This is a genomic window from Burkholderia sp. AU16741 (genome assembly GCF_002223345.1).
Taxonomy (GTDB): Bacteria; Pseudomonadota; Gammaproteobacteria; order Burkholderiales; family Burkholderiaceae; genus Burkholderia; species Burkholderia sola.
Map to the genome: position 1 here is coordinate 1,336,688 of NZ_NKEZ01000003.1, position 24,550 is coordinate 1,361,237.

At 67.0% G+C, this 24,550-nt stretch carries 27 protein-coding genes and 1 pseudogene; 9 read left to right on the forward strand and 19 right to left on the reverse strand.

Going from position 1 to position 24,550, the window contains the following annotated elements; genetic code table 11:
* Positions 1–51 precede the first annotated feature (51 nt).
* Genes CFB89_RS08605 through CFB89_RS08615 form a run of 3 tightly spaced genes read right to left on the reverse strand, consistent with a single transcriptional unit; the run spans position 52 to position 3,015 of the window.
* Complete coding sequence (locus CFB89_RS08605) at positions 52–1,122, reverse strand: DUF6421 family protein (protein WP_226144601.1); 1,071 nt, start codon at positions 1,120–1,122, stop codon at positions 52–54.
* A 26-nt stretch (positions 1,123–1,148) separates the two neighbouring features.
* Positions 1,149–1,673, reverse strand: a complete 525-nt coding sequence (locus CFB89_RS08610) for a flavin reductase (protein WP_089467500.1) — start codon at positions 1,671–1,673, stop codon at positions 1,149–1,151.
* 37 nt (positions 1,674–1,710) lie between these two features.
* Positions 1,711–3,015, reverse strand: a complete 1,305-nt coding sequence (locus CFB89_RS08615; RefSeq protein WP_089467501.1) for an MFS transporter — start codon at positions 3,013–3,015, stop codon at positions 1,711–1,713.
* On the opposite strand from CFB89_RS08615, the gene CFB89_RS34090 reads away from it, so the two are divergent.
* Complete coding sequence (locus tag CFB89_RS34090; protein ID WP_144030077.1) at positions 3,014–3,394, forward strand: hypothetical protein; 381 nt, start codon at positions 3,014–3,016, stop codon at positions 3,392–3,394. The two genes, CFB89_RS08615 and CFB89_RS34090, sit on opposite strands and share 2 nt — an antisense overlap.
* A gap of 89 nt (positions 3,395–3,483) precedes the next feature.
* Here the strand turns inward: CFB89_RS34090 and CFB89_RS08620 are convergent, their stop codons facing one another.
* Entirely contained in the window at positions 3,484–3,999 is a 516-nt protein-coding gene (locus tag CFB89_RS08620; protein WP_089467502.1) for a gamma-glutamylcyclotransferase family protein, read from the reverse strand.
* Positions 3,999–4,304, reverse strand: coding sequence for an acyl carrier protein (locus tag CFB89_RS08625; RefSeq protein ID WP_089467503.1), 306 nt, complete (start codon positions 4,302–4,304; stop codon positions 3,999–4,001). Before CFB89_RS08625 ends, CFB89_RS08620 begins: the two co-directional genes overlap by 1 nt.
* A 169-nt stretch (positions 4,305–4,473) precedes the next feature.
* On the opposite strand from CFB89_RS08625, the gene CFB89_RS08630 reads away from it, so the two are divergent.
* A complete protein-coding gene (locus tag CFB89_RS08630; protein ID WP_089467504.1) occupies positions 4,474–5,109 on the forward strand; it encodes a glutathione S-transferase family protein in 636 nt (211 codons plus the stop codon).
* Between the two features lie 386 nt (positions 5,110–5,495).
* Here the strand turns inward: CFB89_RS08630 and CFB89_RS08635 are convergent.
* Together CFB89_RS08635 and CFB89_RS08640 are read right to left on the reverse strand one after the other, a co-directional pair.
* A pseudogene (locus CFB89_RS08635) lies at positions 5,496–6,026 on the reverse strand (integrase core domain-containing protein); the annotation flags it as partial.
* Positions 6,027–6,143: 117 nt separating this feature from the next.
* Positions 6,144–6,632, reverse strand: coding sequence for an aminoacyl-tRNA deacylase (locus CFB89_RS08640; protein ID WP_027784485.1), 489 nt, complete (start codon positions 6,630–6,632; stop codon positions 6,144–6,146).
* A 465-nt stretch (positions 6,633–7,097) separates the two neighbouring features.
* Here CFB89_RS08640 and CFB89_RS08645 point away from each other — a divergent pair, with 465 nt between their 5' ends.
* The gene (locus CFB89_RS08645) at positions 7,098–7,391 is read left to right on the forward strand and encodes a YciI-like protein (protein ID WP_089467505.1); all 294 of its coding nucleotides are present in this window, start codon (positions 7,098–7,100) and stop codon (positions 7,389–7,391) included.
* A 7-nt stretch (positions 7,392–7,398) separates the two neighbouring features.
* Here CFB89_RS08645 and corA read toward each other — a convergent pair whose 3' ends face one another.
* The gene (corA, locus tag CFB89_RS08650; RefSeq protein WP_089467506.1) at positions 7,399–8,376 is read right to left on the reverse strand and encodes a magnesium/cobalt transporter CorA; all 978 of its coding nucleotides are present in this window, start codon (positions 8,374–8,376) and stop codon (positions 7,399–7,401) included.
* Between the two features lie 200 nt (positions 8,377–8,576).
* Between corA and cydX the strand changes: the two genes are divergently transcribed.
* Both cydX and CFB89_RS08660 read left to right on the forward strand, forming a co-directional pair.
* Positions 8,577–8,723, forward strand: a complete 147-nt coding sequence (cydX, locus tag CFB89_RS08655) for a cytochrome bd-I oxidase subunit CydX (RefSeq protein WP_089467507.1) — start codon at positions 8,577–8,579, stop codon at positions 8,721–8,723.
* Positions 8,720–9,337, forward strand: a complete 618-nt coding sequence (locus CFB89_RS08660; protein ID WP_089467508.1) for an ATP-binding protein — start codon at positions 8,720–8,722, stop codon at positions 9,335–9,337. The genes cydX and CFB89_RS08660 overlap by 4 nt, the downstream gene beginning before the upstream one ends.
* 111 nt (positions 9,338–9,448) lie before the next feature.
* On the opposite strand, the gene CFB89_RS08665 is transcribed toward CFB89_RS08660, so the two are convergent.
* Both CFB89_RS08665 and CFB89_RS08670 read right to left on the reverse strand, forming a co-directional pair.
* Positions 9,449–10,549, reverse strand: coding sequence for a saccharopine dehydrogenase family protein (locus CFB89_RS08665; protein WP_089467509.1), 1,101 nt, complete (start codon positions 10,547–10,549; stop codon positions 9,449–9,451).
* Positions 10,550–11,050: 501 nt separating this feature from the next.
* Positions 11,051–11,515 carry an Lrp/AsnC family transcriptional regulator gene (locus CFB89_RS08670; RefSeq protein WP_006481526.1) on the reverse strand — a complete coding sequence of 155 codons (465 nt, stop codon included), beginning with the start codon at positions 11,513–11,515 and terminating at the stop codon, positions 11,051–11,053.
* A 247-nt stretch (positions 11,516–11,762) separates the two neighbouring features.
* On the opposite strand from CFB89_RS08670, the gene CFB89_RS08675 reads away from it, so the two are divergent.
* On the forward strand, positions 11,763–12,314 hold the full coding sequence (locus CFB89_RS08675) for a Spy/CpxP family protein refolding chaperone (RefSeq protein ID WP_089467510.1): 552 nt from the start codon (positions 11,763–11,765) through the stop codon (positions 12,312–12,314).
* Positions 12,315–12,441: 127 nt separating this feature from the next.
* Positions 12,442–12,873, forward strand: coding sequence for a PGDYG domain-containing protein (locus tag CFB89_RS08680; protein WP_089467511.1), 432 nt, complete (start codon positions 12,442–12,444; stop codon positions 12,871–12,873).
* A gap of 33 nt (positions 12,874–12,906) precedes the next feature.
* Here the strand turns inward: CFB89_RS08680 and CFB89_RS08685 are convergent, their stop codons facing one another.
* The 8 genes from CFB89_RS08685 to CFB89_RS08720 all read right to left on the reverse strand — a co-directional run bounded on the left by CFB89_RS08685 (position 12,907) and on the right by CFB89_RS08720 (position 20,707).
* Positions 12,907–13,269 carry a DUF3022 domain-containing protein gene (locus tag CFB89_RS08685; RefSeq protein ID WP_089467512.1) on the reverse strand — a complete coding sequence of 121 codons (363 nt, stop codon included), beginning with the start codon at positions 13,267–13,269 and terminating at the stop codon, positions 12,907–12,909.
* A 13-nt stretch (positions 13,270–13,282) separates the two neighbouring features.
* A complete protein-coding gene (locus CFB89_RS08690; protein ID WP_089467513.1) occupies positions 13,283–14,071 on the reverse strand; it encodes a YhfC family intramembrane metalloprotease in 789 nt (262 codons plus the stop codon).
* 55 nt (positions 14,072–14,126) lie between these two features.
* Positions 14,127–15,170: a LacI family DNA-binding transcriptional regulator gene (locus CFB89_RS08695; protein ID WP_089467514.1), complete on the reverse strand. Its 1,044-nt coding sequence runs from the start codon at positions 15,168–15,170 to the stop codon at positions 14,127–14,129.
* Positions 15,171–15,502: 332 nt separating this feature from the next.
* Positions 15,503–16,468: an NAD(P)-dependent oxidoreductase gene (locus tag CFB89_RS08700; RefSeq protein ID WP_089467965.1), complete on the reverse strand. Its 966-nt coding sequence runs from the start codon at positions 16,466–16,468 to the stop codon at positions 15,503–15,505.
* A gap of 4 nt (positions 16,469–16,472) precedes the next feature.
* Positions 16,473–17,753, reverse strand: coding sequence for an MFS transporter (locus tag CFB89_RS08705; protein ID WP_089467515.1), 1,281 nt, complete (start codon positions 17,751–17,753; stop codon positions 16,473–16,475).
* Positions 17,754–17,865: 112 nt separating this feature from the next.
* Positions 17,866–18,858 carry a sugar kinase gene (locus CFB89_RS08710; RefSeq protein ID WP_089467516.1) on the reverse strand — a complete coding sequence of 331 codons (993 nt, stop codon included), beginning with the start codon at positions 18,856–18,858 and terminating at the stop codon, positions 17,866–17,868.
* 28 nt (positions 18,859–18,886) lie between these two features.
* Positions 18,887–19,651, reverse strand: a complete 765-nt coding sequence (locus CFB89_RS08715; protein ID WP_089467517.1) for a TIM barrel protein — start codon at positions 19,649–19,651, stop codon at positions 18,887–18,889.
* A gap of 162 nt (positions 19,652–19,813) precedes the next feature.
* The gene (locus CFB89_RS08720; RefSeq protein ID WP_089467518.1) at positions 19,814–20,707 is read right to left on the reverse strand and encodes a LysR family transcriptional regulator; all 894 of its coding nucleotides are present in this window, start codon (positions 20,705–20,707) and stop codon (positions 19,814–19,816) included.
* 112 nt (positions 20,708–20,819) lie between these two features.
* Here CFB89_RS08720 and CFB89_RS08725 point away from each other — a divergent pair, with 112 nt between their 5' ends.
* Positions 20,820–21,896, forward strand: a complete 1,077-nt coding sequence (locus CFB89_RS08725) for a YeiH family protein (RefSeq protein ID WP_089467519.1) — start codon at positions 20,820–20,822, stop codon at positions 21,894–21,896.
* Between the two features lie 115 nt (positions 21,897–22,011).
* On the forward strand, positions 22,012–23,745 hold the full coding sequence (locus tag CFB89_RS08735; RefSeq protein WP_218828342.1) for a ClcB-like voltage-gated chloride channel protein: 1,734 nt from the start codon (positions 22,012–22,014) through the stop codon (positions 23,743–23,745).
* Between the two features lie 28 nt (positions 23,746–23,773).
* Here CFB89_RS08735 and CFB89_RS08740 read toward each other — a convergent pair whose 3' ends face one another.
* A complete protein-coding gene (locus CFB89_RS08740; protein WP_089467522.1) occupies positions 23,774–24,394 on the reverse strand; it encodes a TetR/AcrR family transcriptional regulator in 621 nt (206 codons plus the stop codon).
* Between the last annotated feature and the right edge of the window lie 156 nt (positions 24,395–24,550).

Below are 24,550 nucleotides of genomic sequence, written 5' to 3' on the forward strand. Positions count from 1 at the left end.
CGTGATCCTCGGTTGATTCGTTGCGAAATGGGGGCGGGTGGCGGGCTGCCGTCAATGCGGCCTGCCGGCCGCGCCCCAGTTGTTGTCGTTCTTCGCGAGCGTCGGCAGCACGAACGACAGGATCTTTCTCCGGTCGAGATCGGACGACACGCTGAGCTTGTATTCGAGCGCCGTCAGCTTGATCACGATGGACCTAAGCGCCTGGGTCAGGCGTTCGTAGCCCCCTTCGAAATAGAGTGAGCCGCCACGCTGCGCGATCACGCCGTGACGGGACAGGTAATGAAACAGCGCGACCGACGAGCGCGCGTCGTAGTTGTCGAGCGGCGGCGCCTGCAGCGGGTAGCGGATCAGGCGCTCGGCCAGGATGTACTGGATCGAAGCGCGCAGCACGCGGTCGTCCGAGCGCAGCCGGAACAGCGCGAGGATCGACAGGATGTCGACCCGCAACTCCTCCGCGCCCGCACCGTTGCGCGTGCTCTTCGCATCGAGGTACTCCGGGATCGGCAGGAAGCCCGTGCGATGGTGGTACTCGTGCAGATGGACCCAGATCGCGCTCGCCTGCGTCAGCAGCTCGTCGTCCGCCGCGAGCAGATCCGGGAACGCGGTGGGCGACCAGTTCGCTTCGATTGCCGGGCGCGTATGGCGCTTGAAGCGCTCGACGAACTTGTCGATGAAGTAGTACGCCTTGTGATACGCGCGCAGGTCGGCGTCGATGAAGTTCTCGCCGAATACCGCGACCGCGAGCGGATTGAGAAAGCCGTCCGTGCACATGCGGATCTGCACCGGCAGCGCGTTGCCGTCCGGCGCGATCGCGAGTACGCTCGGCGGAATCGGCACGGGCGCGATCGCGGCCGCCTCGAGGAACGCGTCGGCGTTGTAGGGCACGTCGAAGAACCCGAGGATGAAACTCGGGTCCACCGAGTACGTGAGATCGAGCAGGCGTCCCGATGCGAGGCAGCGGTTCTCCAGCGCCACGAGCAGCGCACGCACATGCGGGTTGTCGGCGTAGTCGCCGAGATGCGTGCGTGCGCACTGCGCGATGCGCGCGACGTCGGTGCGAAAACCGCCGGCGAGGATCTCGCCGCGGCAGCGGTTGGTGGCTAGTACGATTTCGCGTTTCATGTCGGTCATCCTGTCGGCACGCGTCGTCACACGACGCGGAACTCCCGCTGCAGATAGACGAGCGTGTCGTCGTCGGGCACCGCACAGTGCAGCGCCACCACTTCGCCGACCAGCAGCTCATGCGTCGCCGCGCTCATCGACGCGACGAGCCGGCAGTCGAGCGCGATGCGCGCGCTCGCCAGCACCGGCGCGCGCGTCGCAAGCTCGCCCCACTCGCCCACCGTGAAGCGCGCGTCGCGCTCGTGCGCGGTCCTGCCCGCGAACACGTCGGCGAGAAACCGGTCGGCGGCGCCGAGCGTGTTCACGCAGAACACCTCGTTCGCGATCAGCCGCTGCGCCGATACGCTGCCGCGATTGACCGACACGAGCACCGTCGGCGGCGCATCGGACACCGACAGCACGGCGGTCGCCGTCATGCCGCAGCGCCCGGCAGGCCCGTCGCTCGTGAGTACGTGAACGGCCGACGCCACGCGGCACATCGCGTCGCGAAAGCGCTGCGGCGAGGCGCCCATCGACTGGTCGGGGAACAGTGCGGGTTCGTTGTGGATCATGTCCTTTCTCCGTGCATGGGGGAAAAGCCGCGCATCGCTACCGGTTCACCAGCGCTTTCGGCAGCGACAGCGCGAGCAGTCCGCCCAGCGCCATGCAGCCGGCCATCATGTAGAGGCCCGCGTCGTTTGATGCGGTCAATTGCTTGAGCAGCCCCATCAGATAAGGGCCGAGGAAGCCTGCGAGATTGCCGACGGAATTGATCATCGCGATCCCGGCGGCGGCCGCTGTGCCGCCGAGGAACGCGGTCGGCAGGCTCCAGAACAGCGGAATCGCGGTGAGGATGCCCATCGTCGCGAGCGTCAGCGCCGCGATCGCAAGCCCCGTCTGATGCGCCCAGCCGACCGCGAGCACGAGCCCCACCGTGCCCATCGCACCGGGCACCGCGAGATGCCAGCGGCGCTCGCGAAGGCGATCCGAACTGTGTGCGATCGCGATCATCGCGACCACCGCAAGCGCATACGGCACCGTCGACAGCAGCCCGATCGTCAGCGGATCGGCCACGCCCGTCGCATGGATGAGCGTCGGCAGCCAGAAGCCGACGCCGTACAGGCCGATCACGAACGAGAAGTAGATTGCGCACATCAGCCACACACGCGGATTCGCGAGCACCGCACCGAGCGACAGGTGAGACTTGACCGCATCCTCGGCATTCACGTTGCGTTCGAGCAGCGCGCGCTCTTCGTCGTTCAGCCACTTCGCCTGCGCGATCCGGTCGTCGAGCAGCGCGTAGACGAGCAAACCCGCGACGATCGACGGCAGCCCTTCGAGCAGATACAGCCACTGCCAGCCGTGCCACCCGTTGATGCCGTTGAACGCCTTCAGGATGTAGCCGGAAATCGGGCCGCCGACGACGCCCGACAGCGCGACGGCCGTCATGAACATCGTCGTGATCCGCCCCCGCCGATGGGCCGGATACCAGTAGGTCAGGTACAGGATCACGCCCGGGAAGAAGCCGGCCTCGGCGGTGCCGAGCAGGAATCGCATCGCGTAGAACGCCGTCGGCGTCGTGACGAACATCGTCAGCGCGGACACCGCGCCCCACGTCACCATGATTCGCGCGATCCAGACGCGTGCGCCGATGCGGTGGAGGATCAGGTTGCTCGGCACCTCGAAGATGAAATAACCGAAGAAGAAGATGCCGGCGCCGAGCCCGTAGGCCGCGTCGGACAGCCCGAGATCGCCTGCCATCTGCAGCTTCGCGAAGCCCACGTTCACGCGGTCGAGATACGACACCAGGTAACAGAACAGCAGTAACGGCATCAGCCGCCACGCGACCTTGCGATAGGCGGCGTCTTCCGACGCCCGCTCTGCGGGCAATAGGGTCGATACGAGCGTCTCCATGATTTTTTTCCTTGTTTGCGATCGATTGTCATTCGTTGCGCACGGCGTCTTGCACGCGTCGCCCGACGGCGGCACCCGCGATCCGGCGCACGAGGCGGCGAGCCGTCCTCCTCCGGTCGGCTCGTTCTCGCATGCGGGGTGCCGCGTGCCGCACGCATGTGTGCGGCACGCCGGGCGGGTGTCGATCCGGCTCGCGGGCGCGGATCAGGTGCGCGTCGGCCTCGCGAGGTCCGTTCGTGGTGTTGCCGCAGATCCGGGGGGCTCGTTGTACGTCGTTGTGCCCGGGCGCAGCGTCGCAGGCAACGCGCAAGATGCGCATGACGCGCGGATGGTCGAAAGCCTTGTTCATGTTCAACCTTTTGCTCACATGCCCGCTTAGGGCGCCTTTAAAACGCTCGTCGACGTTCGAAGTCGCGAACGCACCGCTGGATCGGGCGCTCTTGTGGAGCGCTCGATGCCTTGATTCCGTCATGCCGCACGCGGCGGCCGATCGCGCAGCCCCGCCATGTAGGCGACCGTGCGGTCGTGATAGGCCGCCGACACGCCCGCGTCGGCCAGCCCACGAATCAGCAGGTCGCGGTAGCGCGCGCTCGGCGCGGCGTCGCAATCGAGCGTGACCGCACCGCGATACGTCAGCGCATGTACGCGCCGCCCGCCGGGCTCCAGCACCTCGACCGCGTAGCGGACGTAGCGGCCGAGATGCACGCCTTCGCGACGCTCGAGCGCGTCGAGCATGCGCATCGGCAACCGGTACAGCGCGCCCTCGACGATCGCACCGGCAGCCGGCTCGATGTTCGCGCAGCAGACCGGCTCGTTGAGCGACGCGTAATTGAACGCGAGGCGATGGCCGTCGAGCCGCGCCGCGCCCGCGAAGTACGTCGCCGCGTCGCAGCCGAGCGACGCCGACAGGCTCGCAAGGTTCATGCACGAGCCGTATGCGAAATACGCGAACGGCTCGTCACGAAGCAGGTCGTCCGGCGTCATCACGACGCGCTCGCGGCATGCGGCGTGCCGAGCACGTAGTGGTCGTAGATCGCCGCGACCGACGCGATCGAGTCGAGCACGAAGTCGCCGATCGGGATGTCGATGCCGAGCGTCTGCTCGATGAACAGCACGAAGTGCACAAGCGACAGCGAATCGAGCAGGTTGGCGTCGAGCAGGTTCGTCTGCGCGGTCACGCGCGCCGGCGCGCCCGGGTCGATCCCGGCCAGAAACGTCTTCACGCTGTCGATCAATTCGTCGAGGCTCATCATCCGCATCACGATCACGCTCCAGAAACGCACGTTCATCCCGGCCCGCGCGCATCGCACCGGCCGGCTTCGCCTTCACCGAACCGCAAGATCCTTCACATCGTCCTTCGCTTTTGACTTTCGACCGGGCGTCATGCACCATGCGACGCGTCGACACGACAAACCCGGTCAGCATCTCCACCAGAGATAAATAGGAGACTTAATCAATATGACAACTCATACGCTGTTCTACTGCCCCGGCCATCTTTCGTTTGCACCGCACGTCATCTTGCGCGAGCTGGGCGAACCATTCGAACTCGCACTCGTCTCGATCAAGGACGGTGCGACGCAGAGCGCCGAATTCCGGCAGCTCAACCCGAAAGGCAAGGTGCCCGTACTGCATACCGGCGACGAAGTGCTGACAGAGTCGTCGGCGATCCTGCTCTATCTCGCGTTGCGCTTTCCGCAGGCGCGGCTCGTGCCCGATACCGCGATGGGCCTCGCACGTGCCATCGAGTGGATGAACTGGCTGGCGTCAGTGTTGCCCGGAACGGTCGCGCTCAACTTCCATCCGTCGCGTTTCAGCGAAGACCCGGCTGCGCACGACGGCATTCGCGCGAAAGGCCGCGCGGGCATCCTTGCTGCGTATGCGCAGATTGACGAACGGCTCGCGGCGCGCGACTGGGCGCTCGGCGAGCACTACTCGATCGTCGATCCGATGCTGCTGATATTTTTCAAATGGGGGAACATGCTGAAGCTCGACATGCGCGGGTTCGAACATTGGGCCGCGCATACGGAGCGCATGCTCCGCCGCCCTGCCGTCGCGACCGCGTTGTCGGTCGAACAGATCTCGATCTGGGCGTAGCGGCGAAGCCGGGTCGGGTTTGCGCCCGATCCGGAATGCCGCCCGCGTCCGTCGCGTCTCCTTCATCTTCTCAGGTCCTTTTTGCCGCTTTTCTTTGCCTGTTGCGCTGATCCTGCTACACGCACGCGCACATGCGTCGCGCACGCCGCGGATCGTCCAGGCCCCGGCTCCGGGAACAGGAGCCATGACCGCAATCATGTATGGCGCTCTCTGCGTTCGCGTTGCTGCACCGCTCAGCACACTTTCTGCGATCACATCGAATGCGTGAACAATGCAACATCCATTTCGTGACGTCCAATATATTTTTCGTCTTCCACTAAGTCGTCACGCATATTATTCATCGAGCTGCCGGCGGGTCTTGACCTGCCTGATTTCTTCGTGCCATTTCAATCTTGGAGAAGGGCCTCGGCTGCTTCAGCTGAACAATACCGCTGCTTGAACTCGTGGGGCGGCGGATAGGCCAGACTCGAATGTGGTCGGATGGCATTGTAGTGACGCCGCCACTGCTCGATCACAACTTTCGCTTCCATGCGGGTTCGAAACCATTCCAGGCTCAGGCATTCATCTCGGAACTTGCCGTTGAAGCTCTCGTCCGCGCCGTTCTGCCAAGGCTTGCCGGGGTCGCTGAGTGCCATGTCCATGCCATTCTGTGCAGGCCACCTCAGGATGGCGCTCGATACGAACTCTGAGTCGTTGTCCGAACGCAAGTAACGAAGCGCACCATGAAGGCTGACCAATTGGGACAGGACTTCGATGACACGTCCGGAACGAATCGATCCGGCCACGTCGATTGCCAGGCATTCCCGCGTGTACTCGTCGATCACCGTCAGACACTTCAACTGTTGGCCGTCGGCGCACTCGTCGAATACGAAGTCGTACGCCCAGACATGTCGTGCCGCTGTCGCCGGCTGCGGCCGATAACCAATCTATTATCCGAAGCAGGATCTCGCTGCACCGGCACGACTGCATTGCCCTCACCGAACGCGGCCGAAAATGCCTGCGCGCGGGCTTTCTCGACGCCCCACCGACATCGCTCAGGACAGCATCATCCCCTGCATCCTGTGCGAGAAATGCGCGCGCTCGGCCGTCTCCATCAGCATCAGGAATTCGTCCTGCGTCATGTGAATCAGCGCCTCATGATCGCCGGCCTCGAAATAGACTTCCGGCTGCTGCGCGAGGCGTTCCTCGAGGAACGTCTTCATCCCGTACGCCATGCAGACCGGCGGCAGCGCGCCCATGTCGCAATCCTTGAACAGCTCGCGTAATTCGACCTCCCGGGCGAGCACGAGATGGCGTCCCGTCTTCACCCAGAGGTCCGACAGGCGCACGGCGTGCGTCGTCGGCAGTACGGCGGCGACGTAACCCTCGGCGTCCTCGAGGAGCACGGTTTTCGCGAGGCGATCGCCGGGAATGTGCGCGGCGGCAGCCGTCTCCATGCTCGTATGGCTATAGGGGTGGTACACGACTTCGTACCGCGATGACTTCTGGCGCAGGCAATCCTGCAGGGTGGCTGAGACCGGCATGGCGCACCTCGTCTGGGCAAATCGGGCCAATCGGGCGAACGGCGTTCGCTCCGGATTCGTTCAGCATAGGTCGCATTTCGGCCCAATGGAAACGCCCTTGCGCGGCGCCCCGTGCAGATGGCCCACAGCCGGCCACCGGCCCCTTTTCATCGCTCGCCGCCCTCGCCGGCAGGCGAAATTCCGCCTCGGAACAGGCTTGGGCAGCCCCTCATTTTTGTAGACGAATTTAGGCGGTGCCTGTGTAAAGGCGGATGAGCTCGACAATTGGCCGATGACGAGAAGTTCGACCGTTAGTTGCATTTATCTAGGGAAACAAGAAGATACCGCCCGGATGCGACATTCAAAAGCGCGCCCGCGAATGCCCGCCGGCGCGCCGGCAAACGCCGTGGCCCACGGCTTTCCCGGTGCCCTATACTGAGCCGGCCGCCCACTGTCCCGCGGCGGAAACCGACTCCCGGAGCGATCATGCATTACCAGTTGATCTACGAACTCGTCGACGATTACCTGTCGCGGCGCGACGCATTCCGTGCGGAGCATCTTGCGCTCGCGCAGGCCGCGACCGAGCGCGGCGAACTCGTGCTCGCCGGCGCGCTGGCGGAGCCGGCCGATCAGGCCGTGCTCGTGTTCGAAGGCGATTCGCCGGCAGCGGCCGAATCGTTCGCGCGCGCCGATCCGTACGTGCAGAACGGCCTCGTGAAATCGTGGCGCGTGCGGCCGTGGCGCGTCGTGGTCGGCAAGCACGCGCCGCGGCCGGCGTAAACAGGCCCTACAGCCACCCTGCCCGCTTGAAGCGCCACCACAGCGCGAGGTCGGCGATGGCCATCACCGCGATGCAGCCGTAGAACCCGTATTTCAGGTGCAGCTCGGGCATGTTCGCGAAGTTCATTCCGTAGATGCCGGCGATCATCGTCGGTATCGCGAACAGCGCGGCGAACGAGCCGAGCCGCTTGGTCACCTCGTTCTCCGCGAGCGAAATCATCCCGAGGTTGACCTGGATCGCGGTGACGACCATCTCGCGGCGCCCTTCGATCGTCTTCACGATCCGCTGCAGATGGTCGTACACATCGCGGAAGTAAGCCGCCATCCCGCTGCAGACCTGCGGCACGCGCCCGCCGGTGAGCTTCGCGAGCGGCTCCATCAGCGGCGCCGTGTGCTGGTACAGCAGCACGAGCCGGCGCTTCAGCGAATAGAGATCCTCGATGATCGCGCGCGACGACGCGGGTGTCGCCTTCGCGAAGATGCGATCCTCGAGTTCCTCGAGTTCGGCCCCAAGCGTTTCGAGGATCGGGAAATACCGGTCGACGACCTGGTCCATCAATGCGTAGAACACGAACGCCGAGCCCTCCCGCAGCAGATGCGGCTCCCGCTCGCAGCGCTTGCGCACGTCGCGGAAATCGTGCTCCGTATGGTTGCGAATCGACAGCACGTAATTCGGGCCGACGAACACGTTCAGTTCGCCGACCTTGAATTCCCCGTCGTCGTCGAGTTCGACGGTATGCAGCACCGCGAACAGCGAATCGCCGTATTCCTCGATCTTCGGCCGCTGATGGCCCTTGCGGGCATCCTCGAGCGCAAGCTCGTGCAACCCGAACTCCTCGCCCATCAGGTCGATTTCCTCGGGCGTCGGATCCTTCAGCGCGACCCATACGAAGCATTCGGGCTTCGACACGTAATCGCTGATGGCGTCGATGTCGATATCGGCCAGCTTGCGGCCATCCTGGTAAGCAGCGCAGTTGATCAGCATGTTGTCCACGATGTTGCGGTTTGCGCATCAGTTTACCGGGTTGCCGCACGAACGGCCCGGCTTGCGCGGCCCGCCGATATTGGTCATGATCGTGCTGCGTGCGCCGCGGCACGCGCGTCGGGGCACGCCGACAGGCCCGCCGGGCCTGCGTTGCGCAATGCACAACGGCCGTGCGGCCCCACCGTCAAGGAGACAGACCTATGTGGTATTTCTCGTGGATACTCGGCATCGGCGTGGCGCTCGGCTTCGGCATCATCAACGCGATGTGGCTGGAAGCGGAAGTGTTCTCGCGCGACGACAAGCGCGGCGACACGTCGCGCCGGGACGCGGGGAGCCGGTATTCGTGACGCATCTCGTGTTCTTCTGCGGTCACGCCGGCACCGGCAAGACCACACTCGCGAAGCGGCTCATCGGGCCGCTGATGCGCGCGACCGGCGAGGCGTTCTGCCTGCTCGACAAGGACACGCTGTACGGCCGCTACAGCGCGGCCGCGATGGCCGCGCTCACGGACGATCCGAACGACCGCGACAGCCCGCTCTACCTGAAACATCTTCGCGATCCCGAATACCAGGGCCTGCTCGACACGGCCCGTGAAAATCTTTCGCTCGGCATCGGCGCGCTCGTCGTCGGCCCGCTGTCGCGTGAAGTGCGCGACCGGCGCATCCTCGATCGCGCATGGCTCGGCATCGCGCCCGACGTCACGCTGACGGTCGTCTGGGTCCACACGTCGGAAGACGTCGCGCATCGGCGGATCGTCGCGCGCGCCAATCCGAACGATGCGTACAAGCTCGCGCACTGGGACGAATACCGGCAGCGCCGCTTCGTGCCGACCGGCCGCGAATGCGACGGTATCGTGATGTTCGACAACACCGCGCCGTCCGACGCGGACATCGACGCGCTGCTGTACCGCATCGTGCCGCCGCCGCAACCGGCGACGATCGTCCCGCCGCTGCCGGCCTGATCGCGCTTTCCCTTCCCGCAAAAAACGACGCCGGAAGCGCTGCTGCGCTCCCGGCGTCGTACGGCCCTCGTGCCGGAGACTGGCTGGCGAATCGTCTGGTAACGACGACAGTCAGGCAACCGCGTGCATGCGCTCCATCGTGCCGCCTTCGTACAGCTTGCCGAAACGGTTCGCCAGGAACGCCTTCAGCGACACCTTTTCCTGCGGGATGAAACCGCTCTGCGGCAGCTTCTTTTCGCGGAACAGATCGAGCACCGCGCACATCGCGCCGGCCGTCGTGATCTGGATCGCGCTCATGTGCATCCCGCACACGTCCTTCGCGAAGATCTTGCGCGTAAACACGTCCTGCACCAGTTGGCCGTCCTTCACGCCCGTCACCGTGACGAATACGAGCACGACGTCCTGCTTCGTCGACGGCACCGCGCGGCGCATGATCGACTTCAGCGTGTCGCGATCGGTCGACAGGCGCAGGTCTTCCAGCAGGAACTGGACGAGCTCGCGGTGGCCCGGGTAGCGCACCGACTTGTAGTCGAGCGTCTCGACCTTGCCCGACAGCGTCTCGCACAGCGTGCCGAGGCCGCCCGACGTGTTGAACGCTTCGTATTCGGTGCCGTCGAGCGAGAAGTGCTCGAGGCCTTCGAGCGGCTGCACCCACTGCTTGCGGCCGTCGCGGATCGCCTCGCACGGCTGGCAGTATTCGTTGATCAGGCCGTCGACGCTCCACGTCAGGTTGTACTTCAGCGCGTTGGTCGGATATTCCGGCAGCGCGCCCACGCGCATCTTCACATCGCGCACTTCGCTGAAGCCGTTCACGAGCTCGTGCGCGGCGATGCCGATGAAGCCCGGCGCGAGGCCGCACTGCGGCATGAACGCGCGGTCGGAGCCGTCGGCCAGTTCGCGGATCGCATGGGTGGCGCGCACGTCTTCGGTCAGGTCGAAGTAATGAACGCCCGCGGCCTTCGCGGCGGCGGCCACGTTGACCGCGAGGTAGTAAGGCAGCGCGTTGACGAGCGCATCGAAGCCCTTCACCGCTTCGCGAATCGCATTCGCGTCGGCCGAGTCGACCCGTTGCGTCGCGATGCCTTCGCGCGACAGCTTCGCGAGCGCATCCGCATCGCGATCGAACGCGACGACTTCGTAGTCGCCCGTTTCGCGCAGCATGTGAGCAATGGTGTGGCCGATCAGACCTGCGCCGACGATGGCGATTTTCATGCGCTTATCTCCTGATGATGGGTTGGTGTGGGTGTACGGCGTCGAGCCATGAACACAGTGTAGGGACGCTCAAAATCAGTTCCAAGACGAAGAATGATGCGAAACGACCTATAGTTTCGACGTTATGACGATATATTTCGTCGAAACGACCAATCCATCTAGAAATCGCGTGGCAAGGCTGTCGCAAACCACCCGTTGGCGGACGGTTGTGCATTGCATGCGCGAAGACGACGTACGGCGTGGTTCCGAACGCACGAACTGCTCATGCGTCAGGTGCGACACGCCGGTAGAAGCGGAATACGGAAGGCGATTCGGGAGAGACGCGTGAAGTACGCGAAAGAATGGCGACGGGCGCCCGTGCCGATCATGATGTCCAGCGAAGGCCGATGCGAATACGTGCGGGCACCTACGCGACATTGATCCCGGCGCCCGTGACGCAACGAAGCCTGCGCCGCGCATGCGCTCGCGCCGTTCGTCATGCGCGGCGCGACGTACAACAACTCAGCCGCCGATCGTCCCGCGATCGATCTTGCGCGACAGGATGATCGACGTCGTCGTGCGCTCGACGCCTTCGAGCGTGCCGATCTGGTCGAGCAGATCGTTGAGCCGTTCGGGCGAATCGGCGCGCAGCCATGCGACGTAGTCGTACTCGCCGCTCACCGCGCACAGCAACTGGACTTCCGGCATCCGGTCGAGCTTGCGCAATACGTCCTTGCCGAACTTCGGCGTGAGGATGATGCCGACGTACGCATAGATGCTCGCGTCGAGCACGTCCTGCCCGAGCCGCACGCTGTACCCGGCGATCACGTTGGTGCGTTCGAGCCGCGCGATGCGCGCGACGACCGTCGTGCGCGCCACGTCGAGCTGGCGCGCGAGATCCGCGACGCTCGCGCGCGCGTCGGCTTGCAGCAGCGCGACGAGCTGCCGGTCGAGATCGTCGAGTTGGTCGAGGCGGGGTGGACGCATGACGCTGGGCCGGCACGCACGTGCCGACGGAGTGGAAAGTGACGCGATGATAGCGCCGAACGCGTGCACGCCCAACCGGTATGGCCCGGCTTCGACGCTTCGATTTCGATTCGTATCGGATGTAAGCAAGTGTCGCATTCACTGCCGCCCTGCAGGCAACGTGCTACTAATAATGGGCGACGCGAGATCCGCGCCGGCGGCGATGGCCGCCGCGCCCGCTCGCAAGACACCACCCCGGGAGCCAACCATGAAGAAAATCTCGCTCACCCTCGCTACGCTCGTCGTTGCAGCCAGCGCATTCGCGCAAACCCCGGCGCAGCCGCAAGCACCCGCCCAGGCGCCGGCCACGACGGTCGCGGCGTCGGCACCGAGCGCCGAGCAACGCGCGGCACGCCACGAAGCGCGCATCGAGGAGCGCATCAAGTATCTGCACGACCAGTTGAAGATCACGTCGGCGCAGGAGCCGCAATGGAAGACGTTCGCCGATACGATGCGCGACAACGGCGCCACGATGGGCCGCCTCTATAGCGAACGGATGGCCAAGCGCGACGTGTCCGCGCTCGACGACATCAAGCAGTATGCGGAACTGTCGCAGGCGAACGCCGACGGCGCGAAGAAGCTCGCCGACGCATTCGCGCCGCTCTACGAGAGCTTCCCGGCCGAGCAGAAAGCGCTGGCCGACACGACCTTCCGCAACTGGCTGCATCACGGCGGCGAGCACCGCGGCAAGGGCAAGACGAAGGGCAAGGAAGGCAAGGCGGCCGCCGCGCCGGCCGCGAGCGCGCCCGCGCAGCCCTGACGGCCTCCCTGCCGGCGCCGTGCGGGCCCGCCCGGGCCGAACGGCGCGATCGGCGACGGCGCGTCACACGGCGCGCCGAATTCGGGATAAGCTCCCGGCTTTTCCCGGTTTCCCGCCCTTCCCCGCCATGCTCGAACTCAAGCAACTCGATCTGCATACCGATCCGCAGGCCCGTCGCGTCGTCAAGGACGAAACCGTCGCCGTGTCGTTCGCGGATGCCGACGGCGAACTGATGAGCCTCGAAGGCCCGAACCGTTATGTCGCGGGCGACGCGCTGATCACCGGCTCGACGGGCGACCGCTGGGTCGTGTCGCGCGCGCGCTTCGACGCCAAATACCTGCCCGCCGATCCGGCGCTCGCGCCCGGCACGCCGGGTGCCTATCGCAATCGGCCGGCCGTCGTGCTCGCGCGCCGGATGGACGAACCGTTTACGATCGCCCGCTCGGAAAACGGCGACACGCTGCGCGGCGTGGCCGGCGACTGGGTGATGCAGTATGCGCCCGGCGACTACGGCGTCGTGCAGGCGCAGCGCTTCGCGCAGGTTTACCGCGACGCATAATGCACCGCGCCGGCCCGATGCCGGCGCCGCCGCTCACGCAAAATCTTCGTCGAGTTCGAGTTCCGCGTCGCGCTCGACGGCCTCGCCCGCCGCGTGCCGTTCTTCGAGCGACCCGAGCATCGCTTCCGTATACGCATGCAGCACCGCATGGCTGCGCGCGCGCTGCATCGGCTTGAGCGCCAGGTAGCGCGCGAGCGCGGCCGGCACGATCCGGATGTCGAGCGTCATCCGCTTAGGCACCGCGCCGAACCGCATCGCGAGCCAGTGCACGGACAGGAAGCGCCCGCGCGCGTCGCTGCTTTCGGCGAAGCGCGTCTGCTCCGGAAAGAGATCGCAGATCACGCGCGCGAGCGCGTCGAATTCCGCGCTCTGGCATTCGATCAGATAGTCGTCCATTCCGTCTCTCCCGTCAGGCCGCCGCACGCGACGGCCGGCACGTCTTCACCAGCACGACCACCAGGACTGCGGCCAGCACGAAATACGCGGCCTCGACCCACGCGGCCGGCAGCACGCGCACCTGGTACAGCAGCGTCGGCGTCGCCGCGAGCGCATGCAGCACAATCGCGAGCGGCAACACGGCGATTCGGCCGGCCTGCACGCCGCGCCACACCAGCACCGACAGCGCCAGTTGCACCGCGAACGCCGCGCAGCGTTCGAGCAGCAACAGCAAGATCGACTGGGCCGACAGCGTCGCGAGCATCATGTGCAGCCGCACCACGGTGTCGACCGGCAGGTCGGCCAGCTGCGTCTCGAGCTGGCCGCGGCTCGCGAGCCACGCGAGATACGACCACTGGCCCCACACGAGCACGCCGACGAACCACGCTTCGGCGCCGCCGTGGCCGATTCCGTAGCCGATCCCGCGACCGTCGCCGGCCGATGCGCCGTACCGGCGGTTCAGAAAACGCATCCCGAGATAGCGGCCGACTTCCTCGAATACGGCGGACGCGAGCGCGCCGTACGCGACGAACGCGAGCGGCTGCGTCAGCCAGCCGTCCTCGGGCGTGTGGCTCAGCACGAGCCCGTGGAATGCGCGCTCGAGGATCATCGCGAACAGCGTGAAGACGGCGACGCCGACGATCGTGTCGCGGCGGTTGAGCGCAAGCGGCTTGCGCAGGAAGCGGTAGAGAACGAGCGGCAGCAGCGCGATGATCAGCGTGGCGGCGATCAGCGCCGCCAGCGTGACGGGAGCGACAGTCATGTATTTCCTTGGTTCGAGGCAGCGCACCTGACGCGCCGCGTGCCCCGAATGATACTCAGCTTGCGGTCGACGCGCGCGCGATCAACTCGCCGGGCAGCATCGCGACGCGCACGTCGCCGGCCGCGCCGTCGATCCGCTCGTGCACGAATTCGACGGCCTTGTAGCCGATTTCATAGGTCGGCTGACGGATCGTGGTGATGCCGATCAGCTCGGCCCATTCCGGATCGTCGATCGACAGCAGCGCCGCCTGCTGCTGCCATGCGGCGCCGAAGCGCGCGCGCAGATGGCGCGCGATCGCCAGCGCGACCGGCGCATTCGCGGCGAACAGCGCGGCGCGCACGCCGCGCCGGGCCGCATCGTCGATGCGGGCATCGACGTCGGCGAGCGCCGCCGCGGCCGCGTCCGCTTCGTTCAGATCGAGCACGACCGTCGGCGGCGCCGGCAGCCCGCGCGCCGCCAGCGCCGCGCGGAACGCGGTCTCGCGCACGCGTCGCGAACTGACGTGCTCGAACGGCTGCACGACGAAATGGATCGCGTCGAAACCGTGTTCGACCAGGTGCCCGAGCGCCGTCTCGATCGCATCGGCGTTGTCGAGGCCGATCAGGTCGGCCTCGAAGCCCTCGACCGTGCGGTCGACGAGCACGGCCGGAATGCCGGCGCCGCGCAGCGGACGCAGCACGTCTTCCTCGGCACCGAGCGCGTTGACGATCAGCCCTTCGACGCGGTAGGTCGTGAGCAGTTGCAGGAAGCGGCGCTCCATCTCGACTTCGTTCGCGGCGTGACAGATGAGCGGCATATAGCCGAGCGCATGGCACGCGGCCTCGACGCCCTGCAGCACTTCGACGGTGTAAGGATTGGTCAGGTCGGCCGCGAGCATGCCGAGCAGCCGGTTGCGGCCGCGCTTGAGCCCGCGCGCCATCTGGTTCGGCCGGTAGTTGAGCCGCGCGATGGCCGCCTCGATCCGCTGGCGCAGATCGACGGACAGCACATGCGTCTCGCCGTTCAGATAGCGCGAAACGCTGGTCTTGCCCGTGCCGGCCTCGCGCGCGACGTCGCTGATCGTCGCCGGACGCGTCGTGGAAGGTTGCGAATCGGTCACTGTCGTGCCTCGCGACGTACGATCCGCGCCGCTTCTCGAGCAGACGGACCTTTGTTGTTGGAAACGTAAGCCAACCAGCGGCCTCCCCTGTCCTGGCGCGTGGGCGCCTGTACCGGCCCGGCGCTGCGCCGTCGAGCCGCGCCCGTCAGCCGCGCGCTACGGCAGCCGGCCGCACCGGACCTGGCGCGGATGCCCGTCGCGCGACGCCGCCGGCCGCGTGGCCGGCCGTCGATACGACGAGCGCGGGCGATCATAACGCAGCCAGCCCTCCGGCACCAAGATCATCGATTCTAACGGCGCCTGCGCCGCGTCGCGCCGGTTGCGGCGACGACTCAGGCGTGCGCCAGCGCATCCGGATTGACGAGATTCGTGCGCAGCGTGCCGGCCAGCGCGCCGACCAGGTTTTCCGCGGCGCAGCGCGCCATCGCATGGCGCGTCTCATGCGTCGCCGAGCCGATATGCGGCAGTGCGACGACGTTCTTCATCCGCAGCAGCGGCGAATCGGCCGGCAGCGGCTCCTTTTCGAACACGTCGAGCCCCGCGCCGCGGATCGTCCCCGCGCGCAGCGCATCGACCAGCGCGGCTTCGTCGACGACGGGCCCGCGCGACGCGTTGATCAGGATCGCGCCGCGCTTCATCTTCGCGAATTCGGGCGCGCCGATCAGGTGGCGCGTGTCGGGCGACAGCGGCACCTGCAGGCACACGAAATCCGATTGCGCGAGCAGCGCGTCGAGCGTCACGCGCCGCGCGCCGTACTGTGTCTCGGCCTCGGCATGCGTGGACCGGTTCGCGTACAGCACCTGCATGCGGAAGCCGAGCGCCGCGCGACGCGCGACCGCGCCGCCGATCCGCCCGAGCCCGACGATGCCGAGCGTCTTGCCCTGCACGTCGGTGCCGTACAGGTCCGGGCCGATGCTGCGATGCCAGTGGCCGGCCTTCACCCACTCGGCCAGTTCGACCACGCGCCGCGCGGAGGCCAGGATCAGCGAAAACACCGTATCGGCCGTCGACTCGGTCAGCACGTCCGGCGTATGCGCGAGCACGATGCCGCGCCGCGTGAGATCGGCGACGTCGAAGTTGTCGTAGCCGACCGAGATCGTCGACCACGCCTTCAACCGCGGCGCGCGATCGAGCATCTGCGGCGTGACCTTCAGGCTCGCGCCGATCGCGCCGTCGGCGTCGCCGAGCGCGGCGGCGAGCGCGTCGGCGCCGTCGGCCTGCACGACGTCCGCATGCTCGCGCAGGTACGCGAGAACGTCATCGGGCAGCGGCTTGTACGCGACGATACGGGGCTTCATCGTTTCATTTTCCTTGCAGCGGCGCGGCGAGCGGATGCGCATCGCGCGCCTGGGGTTTGACGGACAGCGTGAGGATCACCGCGGCGACGAGCGCGGCGCTCATGAACGCGTACGACGCGACGGGCGACCCGGTCGCGCCGTTCAAATAGCCGACGAAATACGAGCCGACGAACGAGCCGAGCGCGCCCATGCTGTTGATCAGCGCCATCGCGCCGCCGGCGACGTTCTTCGGCAGCAGTTCCGGCACGATCGCGAAGAACGGGCCGTACGGCGCATACATCGCGGCGCCCGCGACGACCAGCAACGCATACGAGATCCAGAAATGCGACGAGCCGAGCGCGTACGACGCGGCGAACGCGGCCGCGCCGACCAGCAGGAACGGCCACACGAAACCGCGACGCGAACCGACCTTGTCGGACGCCCACGACGCCGCGAGCATCGCGATCGTCGCCGCGAGGTACGGCAGCGCGGACAGCCAGCCGGTCGCGACCATCCCGAGGTCGGAGCCGTTCTTCACGATCGACGGCAGCCACAGCACGAAGCCGTACACGCCGATGCTCCAGCAGAAATACTGCGCGCACAGCTTGATCACGGCCGGCGAGCGGAATGCCTCGCCATAGTTGCGCACCGGCTTGATCGCCGCCTGCTCGGCCGCGAGCGCGGCGTCGAGATCGCGCTTTTCCTGCGCGCTGAGCCACGGCGAATCGGCCGGCTTGTCCTGCACGAGGACCCACCAGCACACGGCCCAGATGACGGCCGGCACGCCTTCGGCGATGAACATGTGGCGCCAGCCGAATTCATGCACGAGATAACCGGACACGATCGACATCCACAGCACGGTGACCGGGTTGCCGAGAATCAGGAACGTGTTCGCGCGCGAGCGCTCGTTCTTCGTGAACCAGTTGCTGATGTAGATCAGCATCGCCGGCATCACGGCCGCCTCGACGATGCCGAGCACGAAGCGGATCGCCATCAGCGACGGGATGTTGCTGACCACGCCGGTCAGCGCCGCGCAACCGCCCCACAGCACGAGGCTGACGAACACGAGCCTCTTCACGCTGCGGCGTTCCGCATAGATCGCGCCGGGGATCTGGAAGAAGAAGTAGCCGAGGAAGAACAGCGCGCCGATCAGCGACGACAGGCCCTTGCTGATGCCGAGATCCTGGTTGATGCCGGCCGCCGCCGCGAACCCGTAGTTCGCGCGATCGAGGTAGGCAAGACTGTACGTGATGAAGACGATCGGCATGATCGTCCACCAGCGTCGAGCTGCGAGATTGGCTGCCATCAGAGTGTCTCCTGAGTAGACCGGCATCGGCGCATCGTTGCGTCGTCCGGTCTCATGCAAAACCGTGCATGAAGCACGAAATGGATCCGCGGATCGTGCCGTGTCCGGCCTCTCATTGCGCGGTGACGGTTTCCTCTAGGCGATCGGCGCGATTGCTGACCTTTTCCAGCCGGTCGAGCGCGTCGCGCGTCGGCAATCCTTCCGAATCGCCGATCACCTGGATCGCGAGCGCACCGATCCGGTTGCCGCGCGCGACCGCCTGCTCGACGCTGCGCCCTTCGAGCAGCGCGCTGACCACGCCGACCGCGAAGCCGTCGCCGGCGCCGACCGTATCGACGACCTTGTCGACGCGCTCGCCTGCGATCGTGCCTTCGCGGCCGTCGGCCGTGCGGAAATACGCGCCTTGCTCGCCGAGCTTGATCACGACGCCGCGCGCGCCCTGCGCGAGATAGAAGCCCGCGATGTCGGCCGGCGTGTCGTGCCCGGTGAGCTGCCGCCCTTCGGCCAGACCCGGCAGCACCCAGTCGGCGAGCGTCGCGAGCGCATTCAGCGTCTTCGCCATCACGTCGGCGGACGGCCACAGCGTCGGACGCAGGTTCGGGTCGAACGAGATCGTCTTGCCGGCCGCACGCATCTCGCGCGCGAGCCGGAATGCGAGTTCGCACGACGTCGCCGAGATCGCCGGCGCGACGCCCGTCAGGTGCAGGTGACGCGCGCCGAGCACGTAGTCGGCCACGTAGTCGTCGCACGACAGGTAGCTCGCCGCCGAGCCCTTGCGGAAATATTCGACGGTCGGGTCGCTGCCGTCGTCGTTGCGCGACTTCAGCTGGAAACCGGTCGGGTAGCGCGGATCGACGGTCACGCACGACGCGTCGATGCCCTCGCGCGCCAGCGTGTCGAGCACGTAGCGCCCGAACGAATCGCTGCCGACCCGGCTCATCCAGCCGACCCGGAAGCCGAGCCGCGACAGGCCGATCGCGACATTGAGATCGGCGCCGGCGATCCGCTTCGCGAATTGCCCGGCGTGCGCGAGGTGGCCCGGCTCCGTCGCGACGAACATCGCCATCGCTTCGCCGTAGGTCACGACATCGAGTGCTGCTTTCATGACTGAACTCCTCAGGATCCTGCCGCCGTTACGCGGTCGCGAGCCACGCGACGCGCCGGCACGCATCGCCGGCCAGGTCGGCCGCGTCGAACGGGAACTCGATGCCGCGCGGCGCATGCTGCGGCAGCGCCGCGAGCACGCCGGTCACGAGCGGGTCGTTCGGCGCCGGCGCGGCGGCGAAACGACGCGCGCCGTCGCCTTCGGTGGCCTTGCAATGAATGTATTCCACATGCGGTGCGAGCACCTGCGCGCAATCGAGCGGCGCTTCGCCGCGCCACTGCCAGTTGCCGATGTCGAACGTCATGCCGAGCGCGTCGGGCAGGCCGGCATCGGCGAGCGCGTCGAACAGCCCGCGGAACTGCGCGAACGCGCCGCCGACCTCGAGCTGGCCGTTCTCCACCACCACGCGGGCCCGCGCGCCGCGCGACAGCGCGTCGATCTCCGCCGCGTGCGCATCGCCGGCGAAGCCGCCGAGCTGGAATTTCACGAAGCGCGCGCCGAGCGCGTCGGCTTGCGCGAGCGCGTCGCGCAATGCGTCGGCATCGAGCGCCCCCGTTTCCGTATACAGCGAATCCGGCGTCGAATAGACCGACCACAGCCCGTGGCCGGCGATCTGCGCGCCGAGCGCGGCCAGCGCGCCGGGCGCCGTGTCGTCGTCCGACGCGAACAGTTCGCGCCGCACTTCGAAACCGGCCGCGCCGGATGCCGCCACGGTCGCGATGAATGCACTGTGGCCCTCCTGGCGCACCCGGTCCATTCCGAATGCGCTCGCCACGATCACGATGTCTGCCATATTGCCCTTTTTCACCGGAATGGAACCGGTTCCATTTGCTTGAGACGGATGGTGCGCTTCGCTTCGGACACACGCCATAGAGGAAATCCCTAAGGCTCTGTCGTGACGCGAATACGCGCCCCGGCCGTATGCAATGCATGTTCCCGGCGCGGCTTCGAGCGCCTACGCGAGATCCTGCGCAAGACTCATTTCGAGGAATTGCACGGCGACCCGCGACGGCGCGCCGCCATGCGGTACGAGAATGGAAAAGTGCCGCGTGAGCGGCGCGGGCGCCAGCGAGCGCGGCACGAGCGCCGCATCCTCGTGCCGCAGCGACATCGCGGACACGAACCCGACGCCCATCCCCGCGCGCACGGCCTCCTTCACGGCTTCGACGCCGGCGATCTCGAACGCGACACGCATCGGCGCGCCGCCATGCGCGAACGCGCGCTCGACGAGCTGCCGCACGGCGGAGCCCGCCTCGCGCAGCACGAGCGGATGCATGGCCAGCGCAGCGAGCGTCACGCCCGCGTCGTGGCCGGGCGCCGCGAGCGGATGGCCAGCCGGCACGATCGCGACGATCTCGTCCTCGTGCCATGCATGCACGGCGGTGCCGGGCGGCAGCGCCTCGCCGGGCGGCCCTTCGATCAGCGCGATGTCGAGCGACGGCAGCGCCGCGACCACGTCGGCCGTATTGCCGCTCATCGTCTGGATCGCCACGCGGGGCGCACGCGGCTGGAACGCCGCGATCAGGTACGGCAGCAGATAGCTCGCGGGCGTCGTGCTCGCGCCGATGCGCAGCGTGCCGGCTTCCAGCCCGCGCACCGCATCGCGAAACGCACGCGCCTGCGCGAACGTATCGCGCTGCGCCTTCGCGTACTGCGCGAGCTGCTCGCCGACCGGCGTCAGGCGGATGCCGCGGCCGTCGCGCTGGTACAGCGGCTCGCCGAACTCGTCCTGCAGCAGCCGCAACTGGCCCGACACGGCCGGCTGCGACAGATGCAGCGCGACGGCGGCGCGGCTGATGTTCAGATGCTCGGCGACGGCGGCAAACGTTATCAGTTGATCCGGGGTCATGGGCAGAAATTATCGGCGTTCCTGATACTTTACGTCACAAATCACAATTTTTCATATCGATATAACGAAATTAGGATTACACCATCGCCACACGGTCCATCACGGTGCTTCCATGTCTACTGCTCCGACTTCCCCTATCAGCCACGCCGCGCCGTCGATGCGCGGCCAGTTGAACGGCGTGCTGTTCGTCGCGCTGTTCGCCGCCGCCGTCACGAGCCTGTCCGAGCTTCCCGCGATCGCGGGGCTCGGCCTGTCGCCGCTGATCGTCGGCATCGTCGCCGGCGCGCTGTACGGCAACGCGCTGCGCGACGGCATGCCGGCCAGCTGGGCGGCCGGCGTCAATTTCTCCGCTCGCAAGCTGCTGCGCATCGCGGTCGCGTTCTTCGGCTTGCGCGTGAGCCTGCAGGAAATCGCGCAGGTCGGGCTGCCGGGCCTCGCGGTATCGGCGCTGGTCGTCGTCAGCACGCTCGCGATCGGCACCTGGGTCGGCATGAAGCTGATGAAGCTCGACCGCGACGCCGCGCTGCTGACCGCCGCCGGCAGCGCGATCTGCGGCGCGGCCGCCGTGCTCGCGTTCGAATCGACGCTGCAGTCGAAGCCGCACCAGAGCGCGATGGCCGTGGGCAGCGTCGTGCTGTTCGGCACGCTGTCGATGTTCCTGTATCCGCTCGCCTATCACGCCGGGCTGCTGAACCTCGATCCGGCCGGCCTCGGCCTGTTCTTCGGCGGCACGATCCACGAGGTCGCGCAGGTGGTCGGCGCGGCGAGCGACATCAGCCCGCAGGTCGTGCACGTCGCGACGATCGTGAAGATGACGCGCGTGATGCTGCTGGTGCCGGTGCTGCTCGCGCTCGGCTGGTGGCTCGCCCGTTCGGCACGCTCGGCGCACGACGCGGCCGGCGGCACGCAACGCCAGCGCAAGGTGGCGGTGCCGTGGTTCGCGCTCGGCTTCCTCGGCTTCGTGATCGTCAATTCGCTGAACGTGCTGCCCGCGGACGTCACGCATACGCTGAACGTGCTCGACACCTTCGCGCTGACGATGGCCATGACCGCACTCGGCATCGAGACGCGCGTCGCGCAGATCCGCGCGGCCGGCCCGCGCGCGCTGATGACCGGCCTGATCCTGTACGTGTGGCTGATCGCCGGCGGCTACGCGATCACCTGGGCCGTGCAGCACTGGCTTGGCTGAGCCGCACGTCCGCGACGGTTCGCGCGCCGCGCCCTACGGGAAGCCCGACGGGGAAGACCCGCGGGCGCGGCGCAGTGCTATGCTTCGCGTCGTTTTCCATCGCCCCCTTTCAGCCGTGCTCTCGTTCCTGCTGAAGCTGCGCACTCGCGCCCGAACGCTGCTCCGCCTGTCGGACGCCCATACGATGCTGATCTGGTCGGCCATCGTCGGCGTCGGCGGCGCCTTTGCCACGATGGCGTTCCGCGAGGGCATCGACCTGATGCAGCGGCTGATCTCGGGGCACAGCGGCAGCTTCGTGCAGATGGCGAAAAGCCTGCCGTGGTACGTGCGATTCTGGATGCCGGCCGCGGGCGGCTTCCTCGCCGGCTGCGTGCTGCTGCTCGCGACGCGCGGCGACAAAGCGGCCGCCACGACCGACTACATGGAATCGGTCGCGCTCGGCAACGGCGTCGTGCCGGTCCGGCAGAGCCTGTGGCGCAGCGTGTCGTCGCTGCTGACGATCGGCAGCGGCGGCTCGATCGGCCGCGAAGGCCCGATGGTGCAGCTCGCGGCGCTCGCCGCGTCGCTCGTCGGCCGCTTCGCGCACTTCGACCCGCCGCGCCTGCGCCTGCTGGTCGCGTGCGGGGCGGCCGCCGGCATCACGTCCGCGTACAACGCGCCGATCGCCGGCGCATTCTTCGTGTCGGAGATCGTGCTCGGCACGATCGCGATGGAGAGCTTCGGGCCGATGGTCGTCGCGTCGGTCGTCGCGAACATCGTGATGCGCGAATTCGGCGGCTACCGGCCGCCGTACGAGATGCCGGTGTTTCCGGCCGTGACGGGCGCCGAGGTGCTGCCGTTCGTCGTGCTCGGCGCGCTGTGCGGCGTGCTCGCGCCGCAGTTCCTGCACCTGCTCGACGCGTCGAAGACGCAGTTCAAGCGGCTGCCCGTGCCGTTGCCCGTGCGGCTCGCGCTCGGCGGCCTCGTCGTCGGCGTGATCTCGGTGTGGATTCCGGACGTGTGGGGCAACGGCTACAGCGTCGTGAACCACATCCTCCATTCGCCGTGGACCTGGCAGGCGCTCGTCGCGGTGCTCGTGTTCAAGGTGATCGCGACCGCCGCGACGGCCGGCTCGGGCGCGATCGGCGGCGTGTTCACGCCGACGCTGTTCGTCGGCGCGGTGTTCGGCTCGCTGTTCGGGCTCGCGATGGGCGCGCTGTGGCCGGGCCATACGTCCGCGTATTTCGCGTACGCGATCGTCGGGATGGGCGCGTTCATGGCAGGCGCCACGCAGGCGCCGCTGATGGCGATCCTGATGATCTTCGAGATGACGCTGAGCTATCAGGTCGTGCTGCCGCTGCTGGTGTCGTGCGTGTTCGCGTATTTCGTCGCGCGCGCAACGGGCACGACGTCGATGTACGACATCACGCAGCACCACCACCAGGACGCGCAGGAGCGGCAGCGGCTGCGCACCACGCAGATGCGCGAGCTGATCCAGCCCGCGCAGACGGTCGTGCCGCTCACCGCGAGCGTCGCCGACATGACGCGCGTGTTTCTCGAATATCCGGTGAAATACCTGTACGTGACCGACGACACCGGGCGCTTTCGCGGCGCGGTCGCGTTGAAGGACATCACGTCCGATTTGCTCGACAAGCGCGACACGACCGACAAGACGGCCGCGCACTACGCGCACACGCCGTTTCCGCTGCTCACGCCCGACATGCCGCTCGCGACCGCGCTCGAGCGCTTCATGGCGTTCCAGGGCGAACGGCTGCCGGTGATCGAAAGCGAAGCCGAGCCGACGCTCGCGGGCGTCGTCTACAAGACGTCGTTGCTCGACGCGTACCGGCGGATGACCGGCGAGCGCTGACGCGCATCGCCCGCGCCGCCTGCCGTGTTCAGTCCGGCGCGCGCCCCAGCACGACCCGCGCGAAGAACCCCGCGAGCACCGCTTCGGCCACGTCGGCCGACACGTGCTGCGGATCGGCCGTGTAATACGACTGCACGCCGTCGCACAGGCACATCAGCCCGAACGCGAGCGTGTCGGCCGGCAGCAGCAGCGGCGTGCCCGCCCGTTCGGCGAAGCGCTCGATGAATTCGGCCATCTGCACGCGCTTGCCGTGCAGGAACTGGTTGAAGCGCACGCGGAACTTCGCGTCGCGCGCGGCCTGCAGCTTCGCCTCGCCCCACAGCAGCGAGTATTCGTCGTCGCGAAACAGCGTCCGGTAATACGCGAGCGCCATCGATTCCATCTGCTCGCGCGTGCCGCCCCCTTCGAAAATCGCCTCGAAGTCGGCCCGCACCTCCTCGTGGTTGCGCTCCAGCAATTCCAGCAACAGATCGGACTTGCTGCGGAAATTCGAGTAGAACGCGCCGCGCGTATAGCCGGCCGCCGCCGCGATGTCCTCGACGCTCGCGGCCACATAGCCTTTCTTCAGAAAAATGCGATGCGCGGCTTTCAGCAGACGTTCGCGCGTCTGGTCCCTGCTCTGCTCGCGGGTTAAGCGCTGTGGTTTCATGCCGCGCAGTCTAGCATCCCTTCCCTTTCGGATTCATCTTTGCATTCAAATACAGGCGTGTATTAGAATCCGCCACAGTTTCCGAAGATGTCGTTCGTCTGTCCGTGTGCGCCGCTGCCGGCGCCACTTGGGGCAAGCGCCCGCCGCGCTTGCCGG

Excerpts from the sequence above, each read along its gene's own strand:
- CFB89_RS08605 (WP_226144601.1), bottom strand. The coding sequence starts at position 1,122 with ATGAAACGCGAAATCGTACTAGCCACCAACCGCTGCCGCGGCGAGATC.
- CFB89_RS08610 (WP_089467500.1), bottom strand. The coding sequence starts at position 1,673 with ATGATCCACAACGAACCCGCACTGTTCCCCGACCAGTCGATGGGCGCC.
- CFB89_RS34090 (WP_144030077.1), top strand. The coding sequence starts at position 3,014 with ATGATTTTTTTCCTTGTTTGCGATCGATTGTCATTCGTTGCGCACGGC.
- CFB89_RS08615 (WP_089467501.1), bottom strand. The coding sequence starts at position 3,015 with ATGGAGACGCTCGTATCGACCCTATTGCCCGCAGAGCGGGCGTCGGAA.
- CFB89_RS08620 (WP_089467502.1), bottom strand. The coding sequence starts at position 3,999 with ATGACGCCGGACGACCTGCTTCGTGACGAGCCGTTCGCGTATTTCGCA.
- CFB89_RS08625 (WP_089467503.1), bottom strand. The coding sequence starts at position 4,304 with ATGAACGTGCGTTTCTGGAGCGTGATCGTGATGCGGATGATGAGCCTC.
- CFB89_RS08630 (WP_089467504.1), top strand. The coding sequence starts at position 4,474 with ATGACAACTCATACGCTGTTCTACTGCCCCGGCCATCTTTCGTTTGCA.
- CFB89_RS08640 (WP_027784485.1), bottom strand. The coding sequence starts at position 6,632 with ATGCCGGTCTCAGCCACCCTGCAGGATTGCCTGCGCCAGAAGTCATCG.
- CFB89_RS08645 (WP_089467505.1), top strand. The coding sequence starts at position 7,098 with ATGCATTACCAGTTGATCTACGAACTCGTCGACGATTACCTGTCGCGG.
- corA (WP_089467506.1), bottom strand. The coding sequence starts at position 8,376 with ATGCTGATCAACTGCGCTGCTTACCAGGATGGCCGCAAGCTGGCCGAT.
- cydX (WP_089467507.1), top strand. The coding sequence starts at position 8,577 with ATGTGGTATTTCTCGTGGATACTCGGCATCGGCGTGGCGCTCGGCTTC.
- CFB89_RS08665 (WP_089467509.1), bottom strand. The coding sequence starts at position 10,549 with ATGAAAATCGCCATCGTCGGCGCAGGTCTGATCGGCCACACCATTGCT.
- CFB89_RS08670 (WP_006481526.1), bottom strand. The coding sequence starts at position 11,515 with ATGCGTCCACCCCGCCTCGACCAACTCGACGATCTCGACCGGCAGCTC.
- CFB89_RS08675 (WP_089467510.1), top strand. The coding sequence starts at position 11,763 with ATGAAGAAAATCTCGCTCACCCTCGCTACGCTCGTCGTTGCAGCCAGC.
- CFB89_RS08680 (WP_089467511.1), top strand. The coding sequence starts at position 12,442 with ATGCTCGAACTCAAGCAACTCGATCTGCATACCGATCCGCAGGCCCGT.
- CFB89_RS08685 (WP_089467512.1), bottom strand. The coding sequence starts at position 13,269 with ATGGACGACTATCTGATCGAATGCCAGAGCGCGGAATTCGACGCGCTC.
- CFB89_RS08690 (WP_089467513.1), bottom strand. The coding sequence starts at position 14,071 with ATGACTGTCGCTCCCGTCACGCTGGCGGCGCTGATCGCCGCCACGCTG.
- CFB89_RS08700 (WP_089467965.1), bottom strand. The coding sequence starts at position 16,468 with ATGAAGCCCCGTATCGTCGCGTACAAGCCGCTGCCCGATGACGTTCTC.
- CFB89_RS08705 (WP_089467515.1), bottom strand. The coding sequence starts at position 17,753 with ATGGCAGCCAATCTCGCAGCTCGACGCTGGTGGACGATCATGCCGATC.
- CFB89_RS08710 (WP_089467516.1), bottom strand. The coding sequence starts at position 18,858 with ATGAAAGCAGCACTCGATGTCGTGACCTACGGCGAAGCGATGGCGATG.
- CFB89_RS08715 (WP_089467517.1), bottom strand. The coding sequence starts at position 19,651 with ATGGCAGACATCGTGATCGTGGCGAGCGCATTCGGAATGGACCGGGTG.
- CFB89_RS08720 (WP_089467518.1), bottom strand. The coding sequence starts at position 20,707 with ATGACCCCGGATCAACTGATAACGTTTGCCGCCGTCGCCGAGCATCTG.
- CFB89_RS08725 (WP_089467519.1), top strand. The coding sequence starts at position 20,820 with ATGTCTACTGCTCCGACTTCCCCTATCAGCCACGCCGCGCCGTCGATG.
- CFB89_RS08740 (WP_089467522.1), bottom strand. The coding sequence starts at position 24,394 with ATGAAACCACAGCGCTTAACCCGCGAGCAGAGCAGGGACCAGACGCGC.